This window comes from Paenibacillus sp. SAFN-054 (assembly GCF_051966755.1).
GTDB lineage: Bacteria > Bacillota > Bacilli > Paenibacillales > Paenibacillaceae > Paenibacillus_AQ.
The window spans coordinates 1,952,059-1,974,696 of the sequence record NZ_JBQCKS010000001.1; the positions used below are offsets into that span (position 1 = coordinate 1,952,059).

The window sequence follows — 22,638 nt, forward strand, 5'->3', positions numbered from 1 at the left end:
CCCCCTTCCAATCACATACCTCTACTCTATGAAGACAAGCCGGAAACTATGTCTTGTCTATAGAAGGAGCCGCTACCTTCCCATAGGTTCCTCCCCCGCCGGAAGTGAGCGCCAGCGAGCCTGTTCTTGCCATCACGATCTGATTTGCCATGGTGACGCCAACGACTTCTGCCAATTCTGCTTCGGACGTCCTGTGCAATATGGACATCTCCGTACCAAATCGGTCAAGCAGCTTGTTCATCGTCTTCTTGCCGAGACCCGGGATGAACTCCAGCGGTACCTGGTAATGATAGGGCGGACGGTCTGCGGGCATCCACGGCTCCTTCCGGTCAGCGATATTCAGAATTCTGTCCAGAACCCCCTGTACCATCTTATGCCCCCCGCAGTGCGGGCAGGATCCCGTCATGGCCTCCTCCTGATCGAGTATGCTGCTGCAGCTCAGGCAGTAAGTCCGGTGGTACTTGCCCAGACGCGGATTCAAACCATAATTGGCCGTAACCCGGCGTCCTTCCGCGGCGCCCAGTGCCAGGACGAGCTCGTGGAAGGAGGGCTCCTTCATCCGGATCCGGTTATATTCCCTGCCGATTTTCCCCAATGAATGGGCATCCGAGTTGGTCACGAAGGTGAAGCGGTCGAGCTCGGAGAGAAGGCCGGCCATTTCCGAATCGGCGCTCAAGCCAAGTTCCACGCCGCTGATCATCTCAAGATCCAGAACATCGGACATCCGCGGAGTCACGTTTCCATAGATCCCTTTATGCGGTGTAAACACATGCGCCGGAATCATGATCCCACCCCTTGCGTATATTTCCTCCTGCAGCCTGCGGCCGGGCACATAAATCCGCTGGGAACTGAGATTGACGTTTTTCATATGCTTTGTCATCCATGCGGTAAAATGCTGCATGGTCGACAGATCCGGGAAATAGGCCAGCAGATGCGCAGCGCCCTTTCCTTCTTCGTAAATTTCGATTTCGCTTCCAAGCAGGATCGTCGTTCCCCGATATGAGATTCCGCCTCCCGCAAGCTCGGTCATCTCGCCGGTATGGAGGCAGTCCGTGATGTCTTTCTGCACTTCAGGCGAATGGCAGTCAATAATGCCGATCAGGTCCATACCTTTGCGGCCGGCCGCTTCCTTCGCAATATTGGCAAAGGTCAGATCCTTGCTCCCGCTAATCTTCACGGCCTGTCCGGAAGTTGCGCGCCCGATATGAATATGAAGATCCGCATAGTATTCCGTCAGTTCACCGCCGTCAAGCCGATGCTTTGGCACATTCGGTTTCATAATCCGAACGACCCCGTAGCCTGCTTCAGCTTCCAGGCATACACGGCCATGATCGTCTTGGCGTCGCTGATTCTTCCCGATCGGATGGCTTCTTCCGCCTCGGACAGACTCAGTTCATGCAGCTCAAGGAATTCGTCCTCATCCGGGGCGGCATCCCCGCTGACCAAATCTTCGGCGACATATAGATGAATGATTTCGTCGGCAAAACCCGGCGACGTGAAGAAGGAATGCAACAGCTCCACATTGTCGCTGCCGTAGCCGGTTTCTTCCTGCAGCTCTCGTTTCGCAGCTTCCAGAGGGTCCTCTCCCTTTTCAAGCTTGCCGGCCGGTATTTCGAGCTCACAGCGGCCCATGGCCTGCCGGAACTGATCCACCATAATGATTTTATCGTTATGAACCGCGAGCACCGCGACGGCGCCGGGATGCCTGATGATCTCTCGGGAAGCCGTGCTGCCATCCGGCAGCTTGACGGTGTCGACCTGCAGCGAAATCACTTTGCCTTCGAAAACGGGTTTCGTTGAGACGGTTATTTCATCCAGTTTTGTGTTTTTCATCGAAAATTGTTCCAAAGTCCATCTCTCCTTTATTTTAAAAACAAGCATGTTTGTACAAGCTGACACATATGGTGTTATTATAACAAACTTCAAGCAGGAAGGTAGGAAGGCACATGAAGAGCTATCGCACAAAAAATTCTTTTCACATGGTCGGACAAGCCTGGCAAATCCGGATTATGCTTCAACAATGGATGAAAGAAACGCCTCCGCTGACACCGCTGGCAACCCTGCTGAACGACCCCAGAAGAAACGGAAACAGCGAAATGAAATGAGTCCGGTTTGTTCATAGCTTGCTCGTTAGGTGTCACCTGAATGACGGCAAAATGCACAAAATATGTGAGAAATGTCATCGTTTTTTGCTTTTTTAAACTTTTTCGCCGGCTTCGTATAACAAAGGAAAAGAAACCGTTGTTATATATAGCGGAGGGTTCTATATGAACAAAGATCATTTGCTCTATTTGCTCAAATCCCAGCCAGAATCTTCTGCATTGCAATTTAAGCTTGGCGAATGGTACCGCTCCCGCGGAATGGTGGACGAGGCACTCGCAAGCTTCGAGAAGGCCTTAACCCAACCAGATTCAGGCTCCGGTGCAACCGAGCCAGCCTTTGATGAACCCTTATGCTGGCTTGAGTACGGCAAACTGCTGCGGGCTCTCGGCCGCGACAGTCAAGCAGCAGCCGCTTTCCGTCAGTGCCTGGTCCATAACGGTTATACGACAGAAGCCTTGGCCGAAATCGGTATGATGTTATTCCGAACTGGTATGAACGATGCCGAATTATCCCTTCGACTAACAACCACCGCATCCGAAGACCTTCGGGATCCTGTGATTCCCGTGGCGGAAGCCCTCTGGATGATCGGCGCTTACCCAGCCGCAGCGGAATTGTATGCCTCTTCGTGCGATCGGCCGAACTACACGGAAATACATCAGATTCATTATATATTGTGTCTTATTTATATCAATCGCATCAAAGAAGCAATGTCTCTATTATCAAGAAAACCCATGTATCCTAGTCGAGTGCTCCTGATGAGCGCTCAGCAGATCATCCGGGTCGAGGAAGTCATGAATGTATGTAAATGCTGCCTGTATGGCATGAACGGAGGAATCGGCATGCCTGCCTTGTCAAGGTATGAAGCCCTGGAAACAGCCAAAACCGCCATCGCACTGGGGAAAATTGATGAAGCGCTCTCCATCCTGTCCAGTCCGACGACGCATGAATTCAACGAATTGATCTATACTTTGTATACGCAGGGTTACCGGGAACTCGCCGCCAAGCAAATAGCCGAAATGGAACAGCTGCCTCTGCACGACCGCAGTCAGATTTCGCTTGAACTCTGTTTCATTGCGGCCGAAATTCAATATGATGCGGGAAATTACGAACAAGCTGCCTCCATCTTTGAATCGATCTACCATACCGATGCCAATCATTCGGCGGCCAGATTCGGGGCGGCTTCCTGTTATCTGCAGCAGACGAAAAGCTCACTGACGCGCAAGCTGGAGCAATGCATCATCGGCAGCGAGTTGTTCAGCAATATCGAACACCATCTTGACAGCATCTCCCGAGCACTTCAAATCCTTACCATTACACAGTGGCATACCGAGTGGACTCCCTCTCAACAGCGGAACCATCAAGCAACCTCACCTGCACTTTTTCATTAGAACATAACAATAAAAGGCTATTCCCCTCATCAACTCTGCGGTCTGAAGGGAATAGCCTTTTGTTGTATTATTTGTACATGAGATTAGCGCACTTCTACTTTGTCGTTTCGCGGATGATGCTGATGACCATTTCAGCCGCCTTTGCCATATCGTCCGCGCGAATCCGCTCTTTGGTTGTATGGATATGTTCATAGCCGAGGGCCAGATTCACCGTCGGAACGCCCATGCCGTTGAAAATGTTCGCGTCGCTTCCCCCGCCGGAATGGAAGGTGCGGCTGCTGAGCCCTATGCCCGCTATTGCGCGCTGGGCGAGCTGAACGACTTCGTCCTTCTCTCCGAAGTTGAAAGCGGGATATACGATCTCGCTGATAAACTCGCAGGTTGCCCCGCATTCCTTCACGGCGCTTTCCAGCGATTCACGCATATGCTCGATCTGCCGTTCGACTTTATCCTGAACGATGCTGCGCGCTTCGGCATCCAGCTCGACATAATCGCAAACCACATTCGTCGCGCCTCCCCCGGCGAATTTGCCGATATTAGCGGTCGTTTCGTGATCCAGTCTACCCAGCTTCATGCGGGAGATTGCTTTGGAAGCGACCTGAATCGCGCTGATCCCGTCTTCCGGATTCACACCGGCATGAGCGGACCTTCCGTAAATTTTCATCTTCATCTTAGCCTGCGTCGGAGCAGCGACCGCAATGGCGCCAATTTCTCCGTTCGAATCGATGGCATAGCCGAGGTCCGCATCCAGGTATTTCGGATCCATACAGCGTGCGCCAAGCAATCCCGATTCCTCGCCGGCGGTAATGACGAACTGGATCTGGCCGTGCGCAATGTTCTCTTCCTGAAGGACTTTAATGGCTTCGAAAAGAACCGCTAGACCTGCTTTATCGTCGGAGCCGAGGATGGTCGTGCCGTCGCTCGTAATCCATCCGTCTTCATGAAGCACCGGCTTAATGCCTTTGCCTGGCGTTACGGTATCCATATGACAGGTGAAGAACAGCTTCGGAGCGGTGCTTCCGGCTGTTGCTTCCATTGTCACGATGAGATTACCCGCGCCGTGGCCCGTTCTTTCTTTGGAATCATCCTCCACCACTTGAAGACCTAAACCCCCGAACTTCTTTTTCAGGACGACGGCAATCTCTTCTTCATATCCGGTCTCGCTGTCCACCTTTACGAGCTCCATAAATTCCTCAACTAAACGGTCTTGTCTGATCATTGGACTTTCCTCTCTCTCTTCGTTAAGTTACAATAAAAATAGCCGTATGCCCGGTGAATCATCGCTGCGGCATTCCATTTATCATCGTTTCGTAAAGGAGCAGCTATGCAAAATAAAAAATGGTTTCGCGTTTTCGTTTACCTGATGCTTATCGCCATGTTCGGCTCCGTCATTTTTGGAGTAGTCGAATCCCTGATCGCCCGCTGATTCAGCGGGCAGTATCCGGGACAGGCTCAGCCTCATAATCAAATACCTCCGTAAAAAAGGCCACAATTTCCTCTGCGACCTGCTCCACGGTAAAGGAACGGCCTGTGCATTCCTCAAGCGAGGTTACGCCGTACTCCTGAATGCCGCAAGGAATAATCCCCTTAAAGCCCTGCTCACCGATTCCTGCCTTGATGTTAAAAGCAAACCCGTGACTCGTCACGAACGCCCGCCGGCTTCGGCATTTATTGAATTTAACGCCAATGGCGCATACCTTCAAATCGCCTACCCAAACGCCTGTATACTCGGGTTTGCGTCCCGCCTCGATTCCGTAATGACCCAAATAGTTTATGATGACCTGCTCAAGGTTGCGCAGATAGCCATGCAAGTCGAGGCCGGCCCCCTCCAGCGTAAGCAGGGGGTAGCCGACAAGCTGGCCTGGCCCATGGTATGTAATATCGCCGCCGCGGTCGATTTCGAACAGACCGATGCCATGCTCCTCGAGCTCTTCCTTGCTTAAAAGCAGGTGTTCCGGGTGTCTTTGAGAACCAATGGTATAGGTTGGCGGATGCTGCAAGAGCAGCAGGGTATCCTGCTGCTCTCCAAGGTCAATGCTTTTTACGATCGTTTTTTGCAAATCCCATGCTGCATCATAACCCATCATCGGCGTATAGGAAATATGAAGTGTTTTGTTCATAACGTTTCCACGCCCTCTCCTGATGATGAATGTACTGCCTACATAAAATGAAACGAAGAAATGGTTTTATCTCATTGAATGTGCTTAGTAAACCTTGGTGTCCAGCGTATAAGCTTCGATATTCTCCTTCACCCGCTGCAGGAAACGTCCGCAGATGACGCCATCCAGAATCCGGTGATCCAGGGACAAGCAGATGTTGGCCATGGAACGGACGGCGATCATGTCATTGATGACCACCGGACGCTTCACGATCGATTCGAACGTCAGAATCGCTGCCTGCGGATAATTGATGATCGGATAAGAGAGAATGGATCCGAACGAACCCGTATTGTTCACGGTGAACGTTCCTCCCTGCATATCCTCCAGCTTCAGCTTGCCTTGGCGGGTTTTGGTCGCAAGCTCTTCAATCTCCCGCGCAAGCCCGGCAATGTTCTTCTGATCTGCCCTTTGAATGACCGGCGTCATGACCGAATCTTCCGTACCGACAGCCAGCGAAATGTTGATATCGCGCTTGACGATGATTTTGTTGACGGCCCACACGGAGTTCATGATCGGATAATCCTTGATCGCATTCACGACAGCCTTCAGGAAAAAGGCCAGGTACGTTAAATTATAGCCCTCCCGGCGCTTGAATTCATCCTTCAGCTTGTTGCGAAGCAGTACCAGATTGGTCACATCGACCTCTACCATCGTCCATGCATGCGGTATTTCGGACACGCTTTGACGCATGCTCGTCGCAATGGCGTTGCGGATCGGGGTCACGTCAATCAGCGTTTCGCGCTCGCCGCCTCTTTCGACCTGGATCGGCGGGATCTTAGGCGTTTCCGTCATATGCAGACCCGAGTTTCTTTCCGGAGCAGGCGGCTTCGGAATGTACTGCTCTGGCGTTACGGCAGGATTGGCATGCGGCAGATCCCTGAACGGAGAGGACGCCTCCCTATTACCTTGAACCGCAGCATTTTGCGCTTGGCTTGCCGAACCCCCATTCTCAACGAAGGCGAGCACATCCTTTCGTGTAATCCGTCCACCCATGCCGGTCCCCTGCACGGCGCTCAAATTCACGCCATGCTCGGCAGCCAGCGATTGTACCGCTGGCGAATACCGGCTTCTCATGGACTGGTCGCTGGTAACGCCGGTTGGCACACCTGCCGGAGCTTCCTGCTCCGTGCGGCTTACAGCCGGCGCAGCGGTTTGACCTGCAGCTGCCATGCGGCAGATGACTTCGCCGACAGCGATGGTCTGGCCTTCCTCCGCAATCAATTCGGACATAACGCCATCGATGGTGGAAGGAATCTCGGCATTCACCTTATCGGTAATGACTTCGCATATCGGTTCGTACTGCTCAACTTTATCTCCAGGCTGCTTCAGCCATTTGGCAATGGTTGCCGAAACCAGCGATTCGGCCAGCTGCGGCATCACCACATCGGTTAACTTTTGATTTTCTGACATGTTCTCACCCCTAAGCTTCCCTAGTAGATTGCCAATGTACGCATGGCTTCTTTCACTTTATCCTTGCTCAGCATGTAGAATTTCTCCATCGGCGGGCTGATCGGCATGGCAGGCACATCCGGGCTGCAGCAGCGCATGATCGGCGCATCCAGGTCAAACAGGCATTCCTCGGAAATGATCGCAGCCACTTCGGCGCCAACGCCGCCGGTTTTGTTGTCCTCATGAACGATCAGAACCTTGCCGGTTTTGCGGACGGCTTCAATGATGCTATCGCGGTCAAGCGGCTGCAGCGTGCGCAGATCAAGGATATGCGAGGTAATGCCCTCTTCCTTCTCCAGCTCTTCGGCAGCCTGCAAGCAGAAGTGAAGCGGCATGCTGTAGCCGATCACCGTAATATCCGCGCCTTCGCGCAGCAGATTGGCCTCGCCGATCGGGACGGTGTAATCGTCCAGCGGTACATCGCCCTGTATCATTTTGTAACATTTCTTATTTTCGAAAAAGAGCACCGGATCCGGATCCTGGACCGCTGCTTTCAGCAGCCCCTTGGCATCGTAAGCAGTGAATGGAGCGACGATTTTCAGACCGGGCGTACCGAAGAAGATCGATTCCGGACATTGCGAATGGTACAGTCCGCCGAAAATCCCGCCGCCGATCGGTGCTCTGACAACAATCGGACAGCTCCAGTCGTTATTCGAGCGGTAACGGATTTTAGCCGCTTCGCTGATGATCTGATTGGTCGCAGGCAGCATGAAGTCGGAATACTGCATTTCGGCGATCGGTTTCATGCCGACCATCGCAGCCCCGATGGCAACGCCGGCAATCGCGGATTCCGCGAGCGGCGTATCCATTACGCGTTCTTCCCCAAATTGCTCAAGAAGACCTTTGGTCGTCGTGAACACGCCGCCCTTCACGCCGACATCCTCGCCGAGTACGAATACGGACTCGTCTTTTTCCATCTCTTCCTTGATGGCCAGACGGATTGCATCGATATATTCCATTACTGCCATGTGGCTTCCCCCTTCATACGATCCTCCGCGTAGACATGCAGCATGGTGTCCTCCGGCTTTGGAAAAGGTGCGTTATCCGCATACTCGGTCGCATCCTTGATTTCCAGCGAGATTTGCTCAAGCATATCCGCGTCTTTGGCCTCATCCCAGATTCCGCAGTTCATCAGATAAGCCTTAAAGCGTGCAATGCCATCCTTCTTCCAGTTCTCCTCGACTTCTTCTTTGGTCCGGTATGCCAGATCATTGTCGGAAGTGGAATGCGGAGACAGGCGGTACATCATCGCTTCGATCAACGTAGGCCCTTCGCCGCGGATCGCGCGTTCGCGGGCTTCCTTGACGGCTCGGTATACGGCGAGTGCATCATTGCCGTCTACCCGGATCCCGGGGAACCCGTAGCCCAGCGCACGGTCGCTCACCTTGCCTGCGATCTGCTTGTGTATTGGTACCGAAATCGCATACTGGTTATTCTCGCACATGATAATGACAGGAAGCTTATGCACGCCGGCAAAATTGCAGCCTTCATGGAAATCGCCCTGGTTGCTGGAGCCTTCGCCAAAAGTCACGAAAGAAACGAGCTCCTGCTTTCTCATCTTGGCGGCAAGCGCAACGCCTACCGCATGCGGCACCTGTGTGGTTACCGGGCTGGAGCCGGTCACAATGCGCAGTCTTTTGGAGCCGAAGTGCCCCGGCATTTGACGTCCGCCACTGTTCGGGTCCTCCGCCTTCGCAAAGGCAGAAAGCATCAGCTCCCGCACGCTCATGCCCACGGTTAATACAAATCCATAGTCGCGATAATATGGCAGAAAGTAATCCTTTTCCCGGTCCAAAGCGAACGCAGCAGCGACCTGGGCGGTCTCCTGGCCGACGCCTGAAACGTGGAAGTTGATTTTGCCTGCGCGCTGAAGCAGCAAATTACGTTCATCGAATTTGCGTGCGAGCAGCATATATCTATACATGTCGATCACTTGTCCGTTGCTGAGTCCAAGCTGCTCATGTTCATGTCCTGTTCCAACAGTACCTTGTTCATTCATGCGAGGTACCTCCTTATTAATAAAGCCTTCGACCAAATTCTTATCCTGCTATTATAACCTGGTACTAAGACTTGGGTTAACCTTATTATAATCCTTTCCGCATCAAAAAGAAAAGGAGGTATTCAAACTTTTCTACCAGCTCGTTGTCTTGAATCGATCTTCTTCCGCTTACATCCCGATGGAGAGTCCGTCCACAGCCAGCATGGCTTCACCGACGATTTCAGCGAGCGTCGGATGCGGATGAACCATCTGTCCAACCTCCCAAGGCGTAGCGTCTAGCACCTGGGCTAACGCCGCCTCGCTGATCAAATCCGTGACATGCGCACCGATCATTTGCACACCAATAATGTCATTGCTCTTAGCATCAGCTACAACCTTGACAAAACCATCCTTGCTTCCATGCACCAATGCCTTGCCGATCGCCTGGAAAGGGAACTTTCCAACCTTAACCTCCATGCCCGCTTGACGCGCTTCTTTTTCCGTCAGTCCGACGCTGGCCACTTCCGGTCTCGTATAGACGCAGCGCGGGATCATATGCGACGGAATAGGATGAACGGCTTCACCGGCCAGATGATTGACTGCCGCTATGCCTTCATGGCTCGCGGCGTGCGCGAGCTGAAGCCCCCCGATGACATCTCCGATCGCATAAATATGGGCTTCACCGGTTTGCAGGTGCTTGTTGACTGCAATAAAGCCCTTTTCTACCCGCACATCCGTGTTTTCGAGCCCGATATTTTCCACGTTGGCTTGGCGTCCGACCGACACGAGAATTGAGGAGGCCGTCAAGGTCTCGGTTTGCTCCCCCTTCTGAAGTTCAATGCTCACGCGGCCATCCGCCGCCTGGTACGTATCCGTCTTGACCGTGCTGCCGGTATGCACCTTGACACCCCGTTTGGCGAGAAGCTTCTGCAGCTCGCGCGCGACCTCCTCGTCTTCGGCGGGAAGCAGCTGCTCCGCGGTTTCGACAAGGGTCACCTCCACGCCAAAATCATTCAGCATGGATGCCCATTCCACTCCGATGACGCCGCCGCCGACAATAATGATCGATTCCGGCAGCTCGTCCATGCCAAGCGCTTCATCGCTGGTCATAATGTACCGCCCATCCGGTTCGAGTCCCGGCAGCGTACGCGGACGGGATCCTGTGGCGATGATCAGGTTCGTCGGCACGACCGTTTCCATTTCGCCATCCGCCAGTTCCACGGCCACGGCTCCGCTTTTCGGGGAAAAGATCGAAGGACCGGTTACCCGCCCTTTGCCCTGAAGAACTTGAATCTTATTTTTGCGCATCAAATACTGCACCCCTTGATGCAGCTGATCGACGATCGCCGATTTGCGGTTCTGCACTTTGGAGAAAACCAGCGTCGCCCCTTGAGTCTCAATGCCGTAGCTTTCGCTTTCGCGGATGTCCGCGTATACCTCGGCGCTCCGCAGCAGCGATTTGCTCGGGATACAACCGCGGTGAAGGCAGGTGCCCCCCAGCTTGTCCGCTTCAATGATTACAACCTGTTTGCCGAGCTGTGCCGCCCGGATTGCCGCCACGTATCCTCCCGTACCGCCTCCAAGCACGGCCACGTCACAAGTAATTGTCATGTTTCATCCCCCACATGTATTTAAATTTTTATAAGGTTCATTGATCGGGTCCATATGCGATTATGTATGGTGCCTCTTTTATCTTTTATATTGTACTCTCTTTTTCGTTCATTACAAAACGGATTGGCTGTTGAAATGGACAGAAGATCATGAAAACGTTATGATAGGAATATGCAAAAAAGAACGACGGGAAGGGATTTTCAACATGAAGTTAATGATCTCTAGGTTCATTGCCATTCTGATTCTTGTTGTGCCGGGACTCATGGCGATGACCGGATTTTTATTTATGAAGGACGCCGTATTTGCCTTCTATTCCGTTCACGGGGACGCGAGCGTAGCTAACCCGTCGTTCGGTTGGAGCCACTTTCTGCTGGGTTTGCTGATGTTCCTGATCGGCATGAGCTTTCTTGGCGGCTGGATTCTTTATCGCGACCGCAAACGCAATTATGTCGGACCCCGGTTCAAGGAGAAACGCAAGGCCTAAGCCGCCCGCACAGCCAACCTCATAAAAGCAGCAAGACCCCGCCGCACAGTAGATGCGATGGGGTTTTTTAATTTTTACGAGCAAAATTCGACAATGTCGAAAGCGTCGTTACAGGCGTATTAAAATCCGATTCACTAGCAATAACATCCAGCGGAATATCCTCTTCTTCTTCCCTTTCCTTATTGCCGAGCACTGGCTGCTCGGTCAACGATACACTCGTCAGGATCACCTTAAGCTCGTTGTTTCGATTATATAGTACCGATTCCACGACAAAGAAACCAGAAAGAAGCGCCCCCACAACCGCAATTTGCTGCGGACTCAACTCCTTGGAGGTGACCGAAGTCCGAAGCGGCTTCCTCCTGGGAGGAATTTTATCATAACGCTGCGTCTTTTTTCTGGAACGGCCCACCCCATCACCCCGCCTTATGTGTTGAACTCCTTTTACAGCATATAGCAGGAGGACGAAAATGGTGTATCCATCTCCAAAAATTGCTTCATGAACCTTTATTCGTACAGAGCGTCCCGCAGCTTCGTGGACATCCTCGATTCCTTAGTAGAGCTCTTCAGGATCGTCCGGCGCAGTGTATGATTCTGCTGGATAGCGGCCTGAAGGTCTTCCAGCATTTCATTCAGCAATGCCTCTGCCCCCGGCGCCTGTTCAAGCTCCTTCGCCAAGCCGGAAATTCTCGTTTGGTACTGCTCTATTTTTTCGATCATTCATCCATTCCTCCGTCATTCGCATGAGCTTTTCACCCCTAACCTTACCACTTTCCGCCCCGCATGCGCCAGTCCGCAAAAGTCTATAGCCACCCCTAACGGATTATGGTACTCTATAAAAGTCGCATTTTTTCGTGATATTTTAACCTGTGAAAGACCTGCTTCAAGTGGGAAAGGAGCATGAAAGTGAACAGAGGACGGATTACCGTAATTACGGGACCCATGTTTAGTGAAAAATCAGGAGAACTGATCCGCAGATGCCAGAAGCTGGTTCAGTATGGACGGAAAAAGCTTATTGCTTACAAACCGGCGGAGGATCAGCGTTATGCAAAGGACGAAATTGTAAGCCGGATCGGCTACAGGCTCCCGGCCATCTCTATCCCGAAGCATCTTACCGACGAGCTTGTCTCCCGAATCATCCAGGAAACAGCCGATGCGGATGTCGTTGCCTTTGATGAGGTGCAGTTCTTCAACAAACCGATCCTCGGCCTGGTTGAGGAGCTGGCATATTGCGGCAAGCATGTGATCGTCGACGGGCTCAACCTTGATTACCGGGGCAAGGAGTTCGGCTTTATCGGCGGACTGCTGGCGATGGCCGATGACATTCAGCAGCTCACTGCTTTCTGCGCGGTTTGCGGAAGCCCCGAGGCTGTCTTTACGCAGCGGATCGTGAACGGCAAGCCCGCACCGCATGGTTCGATCATTCTGATCGGCGATTCGGATGATTACGAACCACGCTGCCGGAACTGCTTCGTACCTCCCCACAAAGTTCAATAACAGCCGGGGATTGATTTCTAGACTGTTCTTTTTCATGGCATACGTTAAAGCCCCCTTCCTTCTCAGGAAAGGGGGCTTTTTGGTAGACGAACCGCGGTGCATTCGCATTTCACGCCCGGAAGCATGCTTGATTACTTCGGATTCATGATCCATGCATGGTCCGGGTCGTTGTGAAATTTCCATACCCGTTTCGGGCCCGCCATCACGTTCAAATAATATACGTCATAACCGGGCGGAGCAGATACGGGGTGATACCCCTTCGGAACCAGCACCGTCTGGCCGTCCCCTACGATCAGCGTCTCATCAAGACTCCGGTCATCCGTGTATACCCTCTGCATCGCGAAGCCCTGCTCGGGCTGAACCCGGAAGTAATAAGTCTCTTCCAGCAGCGATTCGTCAGGCAGCGCGTCGCGGTCATGTTTGTGAGGGGGATAGCTGGACCAGTGGCCCGCGGGGGTGAACACTTCCACGACAAGCAGGCTGTCCGCGGATTCGGTCTCCGGCAGAATGTTGTGTATCTTTCGTTCGAGCGAGCCATATCCCCTGACTTCCGTCCCGACATCTCCGGGTTCGATCAGACGGGCTTCATGCCCTCCATGTCCGGGCGCGGCGCAGACCGCGAATTCCAGCGGCGTCAACGCCAATACCTCAACCCTGTCGTCATTCGGCACATATACGGCATATGGCGGCAGCTGTTCGAAAACGTTCATGCGCTCCCCGATCCCAAGCCATTGCTTTTGACTCGTTGTGACATCGGCTCGGCCTTGAATCAAGACCAGGCATAACTCCTGATCCCCCGTTGTTCTGCTGAATGTCTGACCTTCCGCTAACTTCACCACCTGAAAGCCCACATATGTCCATCCGGCCGTTTCCGGTGTGACCGAGAGAACGACCCCGTCTTCATCGGGACGGGCTGCCGGATGCACGATCAGCTTTGACATTGGCCTCTCTCCTTTCCCCCTGCGGGTTCAATTCGCTGAAATGCCCGCTGATTCGCTTAATGGATGAATTTCGTCGATCCGTACCGGTCTTCCATAATGCAATGACCATTTGGCCGCAAGTGCGGCCCGCTCCGCTTGAAGGCCGTCGTTCCCGTTAACGGACAGCGGCGTTTGGTTCAATATCGATTCGATAAATGCATGTACCTCATCCCGGTAAGCCTGTTCATACCGCTCAAGGAAAAAATGAAGCGGTTTATCGCGCGTGACCCCTTCGGCCGTACTGATCACCACGGTGTTCGGATAATCATTTGTGACGGATGCATTTCCCTGGGATCCAAACACTTCAACCCTCTGGTCATAGCCGTATACCGCCTGCCGGCTGTTATCGATCACGCCCAGCGCACCGTTTGCGAAGCGAAGCGTGACGATTGCTGTGTCGACATCGCCGTATTGGCTGAACAGCTGATTGATGAGCACGTTTCCGGTGGCATACACCTCTTCGATCTCGCTGCCCGAGATGAACCGGGCCATGTCAAAATCATGAATCATCATGTCCATGAATATGCCGCCCGATACTTTAACATAGTCCGGATGCGGCGGACTGGGATCGCGTGAAGTGATTTTGATGACATGCGGATCGCCGATGGTGCCGTTCTGGACATGCTCCCTCAAACGCATGAAATTATGATCGAAGCGGCGGTTAAAGCCGACCTGCAGATGGATGCCCGCCTGACGGACCGCCTCAAGCGCTCGGCCGGTCGAAGCCAAATCCATGCTTACCGGCTTTTCGCAAAATACATGCTTACCAGCTTGTGCCGCCTGCTCGATTAATGGAACATGCGTATCCGTCGATGAACAAATGAATACCGCATCGATGTCCGGGCTTCCAATCAAGTCGTCGCTGTTCGCGTAAATCCGTTCAATGTTCCTCGCGGAGCACCACGCCTGCAGTTCCGGGCCGCAAAATAAATCGCTCATGGCAACGACCTCTACCTCGTTCATTTTCATCAGATGATCGGCATGAATCTTGCCGATTCGGCCCGCTCCGATAATACCGACTTTTACTTTTCCCACCGCTTGCTTCCTCCTGCTTTACCTGAACTTCCGAAGAGGTTCATTTTTAATTGGACGGACTCCTTGATCGCTTTCTTGGCCGGTATGAGATATTCCCGCGGATCATAAGTGCGGGGATGTTCTTCCAGGTACCGGCGGACCGCCTCCGTAAATGCCGCCTGATTATCGGTGTTTACATTTATTTTACTGGTGCCCAGCTTGATCGCCTGCACAATTTCATTTTCAGGCAGTCCGCTGCCTCCGTGAAGCACGAGCGGCAGGCCCGTCAAATCCCGGATCTCAGCCATTCTCTCAAAACCGAGCCGGGGCTGCCCACGGTATGGCCCATGCACCGATCCGAGGGCCGGCGCCAGGCAATCGATCCCGGTCTCCCGGGCAAGCCGGAGACATTCCGCCGGAACTGCATATTGTCCGTCTTTGTCTTCAATGACCAGATCGTCTTCCCTTCCGGTAATGCGCCCGAGCTCTGCTTCAACTGTTGCCCCTCGCGCATGGGCAGCCTTAACGACCGATTTCGTGATCTCGATATTCTGCTCCAGCGGGGCATGGGATGCATCGATCATGACCGACGTAAAGCCCGCTTTCAAGGCAAGTCCGCAGATTTCATCCGTGGATCCATGATCCAAATGCAGAGCGACGGGCACGGTGATTCGGTCATATTCCATCAAACTCCGTACGATCCCCGCAATACAGGGCAAGCCCCCCATAAAAGGAATGTATGCTTCGCTGACCCCCAGGATAACCGGGGACTCCGATTCCTGGGCTGCCGTAAGAATAGCCTCGGTAAATTCGAGATTGACCAGATTAAATTGACCTATGGCATATCCGCCTGCCAAAGCATCCGACAGCATTTCCTTCATTGATACCAGTGCCATATTCGTCCTCCTACCCGTCGGTTGATTCAAGTGGGTTTACAATCATTCACCAACGGGAAGTGACCATTTTCTTCCGGGTGTAAAATTCCACGCCATCCGTTCCGTTGGCATGCAAATCGCCATAAAACGATTTCTTCCAGCCCGAGAAAGGGAAGAACGCCATCGGGGCTGGAACACCTAAATTGATCCCCAGCATGCCCGAATCGATTTCATCGCGGAACTGTTTGACGCTGCTCCCGTTCTGCGTAAACAAGCAAGCGCCATTAGCAAATTCGGAGGCATTCGCGATTTCGATCGCCTCCTCCAGCGATTCAGCGCGCATAACGGACAGGACAGGGGCAAAAATTTCATCCTTCCAGATGACCATGTTCCGCTGCACCTGGTCGAATATCGTCGGCCCGACAAAATACCCCGTCCCGCAAGCCTCCTGATCCTCACGTCCGTCGCGGATCATCCGCGCCCCTTCCTTCTCACCGATTTCGATATACGATAACGTCCGCTCCTTATGAGGACCCCGAATGACCGGACCGAGGAATACGCCTTCATCTTTCCCGTTACCAATCGTAAGAAGATCGGCTGCGGCCTTCAGCCGCTCTACCAGTTCATCGCCGACCCCGCCGACCGCCACGACCACGGAACAGGCCATACAGCGCTCGCCTGCCGAACCAAAAGCGGCATTCACGATCTCCTTGACTGCCAAATCGAGGTTCGCGTCGGGGAGAACGATGGAGTGGTTCTTGGCTCCTGCAAGCGCCTGTACCCGTTTGCCATGGGCCGTTGCCGTCTTATAAACGTATTCGGCGACGGGCTGGGAACCGACAAAGGATATCGCCTTAATGTCCGGATGCTCCAGCAAACCGTTGACGACTTCGCGCGCGCCATGGACGATGTTCAGCACCCCGTCCGGCAGGCCGGCTTGCTTAAACAGCTCTGCCAGGCGCCCTGCCAGAAGCGGTGTCCGTTCAGAAGGCTTCAGCACGAAGGTGTTGCCGCAGGCAACCGCCAGCGGAAACATCCAGCAGGGCACCATCATCGGAAAATTAAATGGCGTGATCCCTCCAATGACACCCACCGGATAACGGTACATGCCCGATTCCAGATTCGATGCGATATCGGGAATTTGTTTGCCCATCATTAGCGATGGAGCGCCAGCCGCGAATTCAACGCATTCGATACCGCGCAGGACCTCACCATAGGCCTCTCCTGTGCTTTTCCCGTTCTCCCGGGTGACGATTTCGGCAAGTTCCTCCCAATGATCGATCAACAATTGCTGGTATTTAAATAAAATCCTGGCCCGCTTGGGTACCGGCGTTCGGCTCCAGCTCGGAAACGCGGCTTTAGCAGTAGTGACGGCCCTATCCACATCCTCCTTCGTGGAGAGCGGGACGAGAGCCAATACCTCCTCTGTCGCCGGGTTGTATACGGGTTCAGTGGCCGTGGCCGCAGAATCGACCCATTCACCGCCAATCCAATTTCCTAATCTATTTGTCATTGTCATGTTTCTCCTTTCCTGCCATTCATGCGCTTTCAATGAATCGGTTCATTTTACTTCTTCGCGCTTGGACTGCTCGATAAAGCGCTGCACCTGCTCTGCGGTCGGCATTGCGTCCGAGCAGCTGTGGCTGGAAATGACGATGCTCGCCGCTGCGCTTCCATGTTCCATGCTGTTCCCGATCGTCCATCCCTGCAGCATGCCGTATAGAAATCCCGCTGCATAAGCGTCGCCGGCTCCAAAGGTCTTCACGACGTTTGCCGGAAAGCTTCTTGCCCTATGCTCGCTGCCATCCCTCGCATAGGCGATGGAGCCTTCCTTGCCATGTTTGATAATGACGATCTGAGCGGAATAATCAAACCATTTGCCTGCCGTAATCTGGTCCAGGTGAGCCGGGTTGTCCTCAAAACGCTCCATGATATCAAACTCCTCACGGGTGCCGATGATCACATCACATTTCTCCGCGGCCAGGTTGTAGTAGACGGCCGTCTCTTCCGCGGAGGTCCATGTATAAGGCCTGTAATCGATATCAAAAGCAATGACCACTCCATGTTTTTTGGCATAATGCAGGGCCTGGAATACGGCTTCGCGCGAAGGGCTCTTCGCAAGCGCCGTACCGGAGATCAGGAGCATTTTCGCTTGGGCGATCAGCTCTTCACGGACTTCGCCCGGCTGCAGATTCAGATCAGCCGCATGGTCGCGGTACATGAGAATGCTGCAATCCGTCGGGCTTTTAATTTCAGTAAAAGCGAGACCCGTGACGGCTCCGGTCCGGTCGGTAACCACATTCGAGGTACCGATGCCATTGCGTTCCAAGTACTGGACGATAAAGCGTCCCATTTGATCGTCTGAGACTTTGCCGACAAAGGCGCATCTCTTGCCCAGTCTCGACATTCCTATGGTGATGTTAGCCGGAGACCCGCCGACATACTTGGTAAATGTAACGGTCTCTTCCATCGGACGGTTAATCTCATTCGCGTTCAAATCGACGCAGAGGCGTCCGATCGCCACGAAATCAAGCGGTTTGTCGGCATGAAAAGACAGATAAGTCATAGCTTCACAACCTTCTTTCCAGCGAAATTACAAGTCGCCTTCATGTATGAGTCTGATAGATCCTGTCGATCACGTTCCCAATATATTCCATAGATTTGGCAGCATATTCGCGAGCCGGATGAACCGCAGGATCCTGTTCTCCTTCAAGCATGGCCCAGCCGGAGTAATTCATGTCCAGCAGTTCCCTGAATATCGGCTCAAAATCGATGCAGCCGTCTCCAGGAACCGTAAAAACGCCTTTACGGATGCAGGTAACGAAATCAGAGCCTTCCTTGCGAGCTTCCTCCAGAATCGCCTCGCGAATATCCTTTAAATGGACGTAAGCAATCCGGTCCCGGTGTTTTCTAAGCATGGCCAGCGGGTCTCCTCCGCCGTAATAGGCATGACCGGTATCGAACAACAGGTAGACCAGCGACGGATCTGTCATCTCCATCAGACGGTCAACCTCTTCAGGCGATTCGATGACCGTTCCGCCATGATGATGGTATGTCAGCTTAAGACCATGCTGGAGAGCTATTGCCCCTGCTTGATTCAATCCATCCGCAAGCTGCTCCCATCCCCGTTCATCCAGCCGCTGGACTTCCTTTTCGACGGGCGTTCTTCTGGGATCAAAATGAAGCGACCCTCCAATTTCGCAGGTACTGATGACGGTGCTCCCCAAATCACGGAGAAATTCCGCGTGTTTACGGTAATGTTCCAGTTCCGAGTCGCGCCAGGCGGAATCCGTGAACAAGACGGACTTCCACTGGGATACAAGCCGGATTCCCCGATTGGACAGTTCAGATTTTAACAGGCTCGGTTCCTTCGGAAACTTGCGTCCCATTTCGGTGCCTGTCAGCCCTAACGCTTGGATGTCATCCACAATCTGCTCGAAGGTGGTATGATCTCCATGCTCCCGTACATCCTCGCCGACCCAGTTAATAGGATGAATTCCCAGGCGAAAAGGCAGTGTCCTCAGATTCCCCATTTGTCTGTCCTCCTCTACCAATCTCTCGACTTCAGCGCATCCGTCTTCTGTTTCATTTTTGCATGGGCAGCCGTCACTTTTTCGCTGGGTGACACCTCCGGAACGCCAACATTCCACCAGGACTCGTAGCCTTGGGAATTCGTGCCCGGCAGTACCGGGATTTCGATCAGGGTCGAAACCCGTTCCTGCTTGGCGAGCAGCAGCACTTCTTGCAAGGCCTCTGCCGAGGCTGCTTTATAGGCGGCAGCTCCCAAACTCAAGGCCTGCGCGGTAAAATCAATTGGCATATAATCTCCCGATAATGCACCATTCTCGGACCGGTAGCGGAATTCATTGCCGAAGCCGTCGCTTCCATGCTCCCGCTGCAAATTATGAATGCACTGGTAGCCGTGGTTGTTAAAGAGCAAAACCGTTATTTTACGCCCCTCCTGCAGGCTGGTAACAAGCTCGGAATGCAGCATCAGGTAGCTGCCGTCGCCTACAATGGCATATACTTCCCGCTCCGGCTCCGCCAAGGCGGCTCCAAAAGCACCGCTAACCTCATAACCCATACAGGAAAATCCGTATTCCATGTGATAGGTTTTCGGGTGGGCCGACCTCCATAACCGGTGCAGGTCGCCGGGAAGGCTGCCTGCCGCGCAGACGATGACAGCAGACGGATCAATGGTTTGGTTGATGATGCCAAGCGCCTCCGTCTGTACGAATCCGCCTTCATTTTTCAAAGCATACAGGCGGTCCACCTCGGCATCCCATTTCTGCTTAAGTGCCGCGATATCCTGAAGTGGATACCCGGCAGCATATCCCGCCCGTGTTAGCGCTTTCGCCAGCGCCTGCAAACCTTCGCGCGCATCGCAGATTAAGGCATAGCCGTTGAGTTTGACGGCATCCATAGCGTTGATGTTCACATTAAGGAATTCGACCCCTTCGGATGAGAAGGCCGATTTGGAGGCTGTGGTGAAGTCGGAGTAGCGGGTGCCAATGCCGATGACCAGATCCGCATCCTTGGCGAGCAAGTTCGCCGCAAGCGATCCGGTCACGCCGATCCCGCCGACATTGAGGGGATGATCCCAAGGCAAGGAACCTTTGCCTGCCTGCGTTTCGGCAACCGGAATGCCAAAGGCTTCGGCAAAGGCAGCAAGCTCCGATTCCGCGCCTCCGTACAAAACGCCTCCCCCGGCCACGATCAGCGGCTTCTTCTTGCCCCGGATCAGCTCCACAGCCCTGCCGAGTGCCTCTGCCGCAGGGGGTCTGCGGTCCAGGTAATGGACTCTCTTCTCGAAGAAAGAGAGCGGGTAATCATAGGCTTCAGTCTGAACGTCCTGCGGAAGTGCCAGGGTCACAGCTCCGGTTTCTGCCGGATCGGTCAGTACCCGCATCGCATGAGCTGCCGCTTTCATCAGCTGCTCCGGACGGACGATCCGGTCCCAATATTTGCTTACAGCTTTCAGCGGCTCGTTCGCGGAGACGGTATAATCGCTGCCTATTTCAAGCTGCTGCAGCACGGGGTCGGGCTGCCTTGAAGCAAAATTGTCTCCTGGCAGCAGCAAAACCGGAATCCGGTTCACCGTTGCCGTGGCCGCGGCAGTCACCATGTTCAGTGCACCGGGGCCGATCGACGTCGTACAGGCGAATATTTCCCGCCGGTTTGTCTGCTTGGCGAATGCAGCAGCTGCATGGACCATCCCTTGTTCGTTTTTGCCTTGGATAAAGGTCAGATCCAAACCGCCCCGCTCCAAAGCCTCGCCGATTCCCGTTACGTTTCCGTGACCGAATATTCCCATGATGCCCTTGAAGAATTTAGTCTCTTGACCATCCATCTGTACATACTGCCGATCTAAATAACGGAGCAAGGCTTGAGCCATGGTTAGCCGAATCGTCTTGGTCTCCATTTGCCCCATCCCTCCCTTATCGCTTCATTCTATCATTTGAAACAATCCAACAGCGGCGCATGGATGCGGGCGTTGGAGGCAGCAATATCCGTAACCTCCAGGCTGTACGGATTTCCGGCCGTATCGCTTACCTGTCCTCCCGCCTCCTTCACAATAAGTGCGCCAGCGGCCACGTCCCATGCCTTGAGTCCGTTTTCCCAAAAACCATCCAGCCTTGATGCTCCGACATAAGCCAGATGGCGTGCAGCCGATCCGAGCGAGCGAATGGTCCTGCACTCGTGAATCAGCTTTCCGAGTCCGCCATAAACGGCAAGGCGGGCTTCCATGCTTGACGGGAATCCCGTGGCAATGACACTCGTATTCAAACCTTCCTTATCGGATACGCGTATTCGATTACCGTTTAGAAATGCACCTTGATCCTTCACGGCCCAGAACATTTCATCCGCGCACGGGTCATATACAACTCCTACTAGCATATCCCCCTCGCATGCAAGGGCAATGGAGACTGTAAAGCCGGGAATGCCCTGGACGAAGTTGCTTGTTCCGTCTATGGGGTCCACGATCCATACGTACGGCTTCGATTTGGCATCCGCAACGATCTCTTCAAGTGAACTTCCATTTAAATACGTTTCTTCTTCTCCCAGAAAACGGTGGTCGGGATAATGATCCGCGATTCCTTTCCGGATCAGCAGCTCCGATTCCTTATCCACTTCCGTCACCACATCGAAGCTGGATGACTTCTCTTCGGTCAGGATTCCCTCTCCCATCTTGGATAGGATCAGTTCGCCTGCCGAACGTGCGAGCGATTGAGCCAGACTGAGATATTCCATTCTCTAACACCACTCCCAGCATTTTTATTCAAGCAAGAAGCTCTTTATTATTCATAATTCCGTTGATGATGTCGGCGATCGCATGGTTCTCGTGATGAACCGTCAAGCTGGTTGCATGCGTTTTCAACGTTGGATGGGCATTCTCTACAGCAAAGCTGTGATCCGCCTGGCGGATGATCGCCAAATCGTTCAAATTGTCTCCTACGGCAATCGTGAAAAGCTCCTTATTCGGCAGCAGCTTCAGCAGCTCAATCAGCGAGGTTCCCTTGGAAACGCCATAAGGAAGAATTTCCAAATAGTTATGTTCCGAATAAACGATTTCAGCCGGAAACCCGATCTCCTCTGCTTTCCTCTCGATCGAACTAAGATCGGATGAATTCCGGGCAATCAAAAGCAGCTTCGTTACCGCTTGATTTTGCGTGTCTTCCGGCAAGTCGCTGCATACAACCCCGTCCTTGCGTTCATGGTATTCCAATAGGGCGTTGCGCCAAGGAGCGTAAACCTCCCCGTCCCGGTAGACGAGCATTGCCCAATCCTCCGACGCTTTGGATAGCGCGAAAGCCCAAAACTCCTCCGGAATGACCATGTTTTTTTCGAACAACACCTTTTTCGTCACAGGGCAGTATATCTTCGCTCCGTTATACAGGATCAGCGGCGTGGTCAAATTCAATTGCATGATATAAGATGCGACCGCCTGCTCCGTGCGCCCGGTGGCAATGGTAAACAACCCGCCCTGGTCTTCAAACTTCCGAATGGCCTGGATGTTTTCCTCGCTGATTTGCTGCGAGGACGTCAACAAAGTCCCGTCTAGATCACTGACCAGCAATATATTTTTCAATAGCTATAACCAC

Annotated in this window: 24 protein-coding genes; 5 read left to right on the plus strand and 19 right to left on the minus strand. The window is 53.2% G+C overall.

Features of this window, described 5'->3' with window-relative positions:
* Nucleotides 1-46 precede the first annotated feature (46 nt).
* Entirely contained in the window at nt 47-1,279 is a 1,233-nt protein-coding gene (locus tag ACTHPM_RS08840) for an endonuclease Q family protein (protein ID WP_440394809.1), read from the minus strand.
* Complete coding sequence (locus ACTHPM_RS08845; protein WP_440394810.1) at nt 1,276-1,833, minus strand: NUDIX hydrolase; 558 nt, start codon at nt 1,831-1,833, stop codon at nt 1,276-1,278. Before ACTHPM_RS08845 ends, ACTHPM_RS08840 begins: the two co-directional genes overlap by 4 nt.
* Nucleotides 1,834-1,946: 113 nt before the next feature.
* Here ACTHPM_RS08845 and mciZ point away from each other — a divergent pair, with 113 nt between their 5' ends.
* Nucleotides 1,947-2,105 (plus strand): Z-ring formation inhibitor MciZ, encoded by a 159-nt coding sequence (gene mciZ, locus ACTHPM_RS08850; RefSeq protein ID WP_440394811.1) that lies wholly within the window; start codon nt 1,947-1,949, stop codon nt 2,103-2,105.
* A 162-nt stretch (nt 2,106-2,267) separates the two neighbouring features.
* On the plus strand, nt 2,268-3,491 hold the full coding sequence (locus ACTHPM_RS08855; protein WP_440394812.1) for a tetratricopeptide repeat protein: 1,224 nt from the start codon (nt 2,268-2,270) through the stop codon (nt 3,489-3,491).
* A gap of 94 nt (nt 3,492-3,585) precedes the next feature.
* On the opposite strand, the gene ACTHPM_RS08860 is transcribed toward ACTHPM_RS08855, so the two are convergent.
* Nucleotides 3,586-4,710, minus strand: a complete 1,125-nt coding sequence (locus ACTHPM_RS08860; protein WP_440394813.1) for a M20/M25/M40 family metallo-hydrolase — start codon at nt 4,708-4,710, stop codon at nt 3,586-3,588.
* A 105-nt stretch (nt 4,711-4,815) separates the two neighbouring features.
* On the opposite strand from ACTHPM_RS08860, the gene prli42 reads away from it, so the two are divergent.
* The gene (gene prli42, locus ACTHPM_RS08865) at nt 4,816-4,917 is read left to right on the plus strand and encodes a stressosome-associated protein Prli42 (protein ID WP_127602893.1); all 102 of its coding nucleotides are present in this window, start codon (nt 4,816-4,818) and stop codon (nt 4,915-4,917) included.
* A gap of 1 nt (nt 4,918) precedes the next feature.
* Here the strand turns inward: prli42 and lipB are convergent, their stop codons facing one another.
* The 5 genes from lipB to lpdA all read right to left on the minus strand — a co-directional run bounded on the left by lipB (nt 4,919) and on the right by lpdA (nt 10,688).
* Complete coding sequence (gene lipB, locus ACTHPM_RS08870) at nt 4,919-5,611, minus strand: lipoyl(octanoyl) transferase LipB (protein ID WP_440394814.1); 693 nt, start codon at nt 5,609-5,611, stop codon at nt 4,919-4,921.
* Between the two features lie 84 nt (nt 5,612-5,695).
* Entirely contained in the window at nt 5,696-7,060 is a 1,365-nt protein-coding gene (locus ACTHPM_RS08875; protein ID WP_440394815.1) for a dihydrolipoamide acetyltransferase family protein, read from the minus strand.
* A 20-nt stretch (nt 7,061-7,080) separates the two neighbouring features.
* The gene (locus tag ACTHPM_RS08880; protein ID WP_440394816.1) at nt 7,081-8,067 is read right to left on the minus strand and encodes an alpha-ketoacid dehydrogenase subunit beta; all 987 of its coding nucleotides are present in this window, start codon (nt 8,065-8,067) and stop codon (nt 7,081-7,083) included.
* The gene (locus tag ACTHPM_RS08885) at nt 8,058-9,098 is read right to left on the minus strand and encodes a thiamine pyrophosphate-dependent dehydrogenase E1 component subunit alpha (protein ID WP_440394817.1); all 1,041 of its coding nucleotides are present in this window, start codon (nt 9,096-9,098) and stop codon (nt 8,058-8,060) included. Before ACTHPM_RS08885 ends, ACTHPM_RS08880 begins: the two co-directional genes overlap by 10 nt.
* Before the next feature lie 168 nt (nt 9,099-9,266).
* On the minus strand, nt 9,267-10,688 hold the full coding sequence (gene lpdA / locus ACTHPM_RS08890; RefSeq protein WP_440394818.1) for a dihydrolipoyl dehydrogenase: 1,422 nt from the start codon (nt 10,686-10,688) through the stop codon (nt 9,267-9,269).
* A gap of 205 nt (nt 10,689-10,893) precedes the next feature.
* Here lpdA and ACTHPM_RS08895 point away from each other — a divergent pair, with 205 nt between their 5' ends.
* Nucleotides 10,894-11,172 carry a DUF2627 domain-containing protein gene (locus ACTHPM_RS08895; RefSeq protein ID WP_440394819.1) on the plus strand — a complete coding sequence of 93 codons (279 nt, stop codon included), beginning with the start codon at nt 10,894-10,896 and terminating at the stop codon, nt 11,170-11,172.
* 67 nt (nt 11,173-11,239) lie between these two features.
* Here the strand turns inward: ACTHPM_RS08895 and ACTHPM_RS08900 are convergent, their stop codons facing one another.
* Both ACTHPM_RS08900 and ACTHPM_RS08905 read right to left on the minus strand, forming a co-directional pair.
* Nucleotides 11,240-11,494 (minus strand): hypothetical protein, encoded by a 255-nt coding sequence (locus ACTHPM_RS08900; protein WP_440394820.1) that lies wholly within the window; start codon nt 11,492-11,494, stop codon nt 11,240-11,242.
* Between the two features lie 182 nt (nt 11,495-11,676).
* Entirely contained in the window at nt 11,677-11,889 is a 213-nt protein-coding gene (locus tag ACTHPM_RS08905; protein ID WP_440394821.1) for a hypothetical protein, read from the minus strand.
* A gap of 186 nt (nt 11,890-12,075) precedes the next feature.
* On the opposite strand from ACTHPM_RS08905, the gene ACTHPM_RS08910 reads away from it, so the two are divergent.
* A complete protein-coding gene (locus ACTHPM_RS08910) occupies nt 12,076-12,666 on the plus strand; it encodes a thymidine kinase (RefSeq protein WP_440395390.1) in 591 nt (196 codons plus the stop codon).
* A 131-nt stretch (nt 12,667-12,797) separates the two neighbouring features.
* Here ACTHPM_RS08910 and iolB read toward each other — a convergent pair whose 3' ends face one another.
* Genes iolB through ACTHPM_RS08955 form a run of 9 tightly spaced genes read right to left on the minus strand, consistent with a single transcriptional unit; the run spans nt 12,798 to nt 22,625 of the window.
* Nucleotides 12,798-13,607, minus strand: coding sequence for a 5-deoxy-glucuronate isomerase (iolB, locus tag ACTHPM_RS08915; RefSeq protein ID WP_440394822.1), 810 nt, complete (start codon nt 13,605-13,607; stop codon nt 12,798-12,800).
* Between the two features lie 27 nt (nt 13,608-13,634).
* Entirely contained in the window at nt 13,635-14,681 is a 1,047-nt protein-coding gene (gene iolG, locus ACTHPM_RS08920) for an inositol 2-dehydrogenase (RefSeq protein ID WP_440394823.1), read from the minus strand.
* On the minus strand, nt 14,669-15,556 hold the full coding sequence (gene fba, locus ACTHPM_RS08925) for a class II fructose-1,6-bisphosphate aldolase (protein ID WP_440394824.1): 888 nt from the start codon (nt 15,554-15,556) through the stop codon (nt 14,669-14,671). Before fba ends, iolG begins: the two co-directional genes overlap by 13 nt.
* Before the next feature lie 46 nt (nt 15,557-15,602).
* Nucleotides 15,603-17,048 (minus strand): CoA-acylating methylmalonate-semialdehyde dehydrogenase, encoded by a 1,446-nt coding sequence (locus ACTHPM_RS08930; protein ID WP_440394825.1) that lies wholly within the window; start codon nt 17,046-17,048, stop codon nt 15,603-15,605.
* A 48-nt stretch (nt 17,049-17,096) separates the two neighbouring features.
* Complete coding sequence (iolC, locus tag ACTHPM_RS08935) at nt 17,097-18,101, minus strand: 5-dehydro-2-deoxygluconokinase (RefSeq protein WP_440394826.1); 1,005 nt, start codon at nt 18,099-18,101, stop codon at nt 17,097-17,099.
* Between the two features lie 40 nt (nt 18,102-18,141).
* A complete protein-coding gene (gene iolE / locus ACTHPM_RS08940; protein WP_440395391.1) occupies nt 18,142-19,059 on the minus strand; it encodes a myo-inosose-2 dehydratase in 918 nt (305 codons plus the stop codon).
* A 23-nt stretch (nt 19,060-19,082) separates the two neighbouring features.
* Nucleotides 19,083-20,957, minus strand: coding sequence for a 3D-(3,5/4)-trihydroxycyclohexane-1,2-dione acylhydrolase (decyclizing) (gene iolD / locus ACTHPM_RS08945; protein ID WP_440394827.1), 1,875 nt, complete (start codon nt 20,955-20,957; stop codon nt 19,083-19,085).
* A gap of 32 nt (nt 20,958-20,989) precedes the next feature.
* Entirely contained in the window at nt 20,990-21,787 is a 798-nt protein-coding gene (locus ACTHPM_RS08950) for an inositol monophosphatase family protein (protein ID WP_440394828.1), read from the minus strand.
* A 28-nt stretch (nt 21,788-21,815) separates the two neighbouring features.
* The gene (locus ACTHPM_RS08955) at nt 21,816-22,625 is read right to left on the minus strand and encodes a Cof-type HAD-IIB family hydrolase (RefSeq protein ID WP_440394829.1); all 810 of its coding nucleotides are present in this window, start codon (nt 22,623-22,625) and stop codon (nt 21,816-21,818) included.
* Between the last annotated feature and the right edge of the window lie 13 nt (nt 22,626-22,638).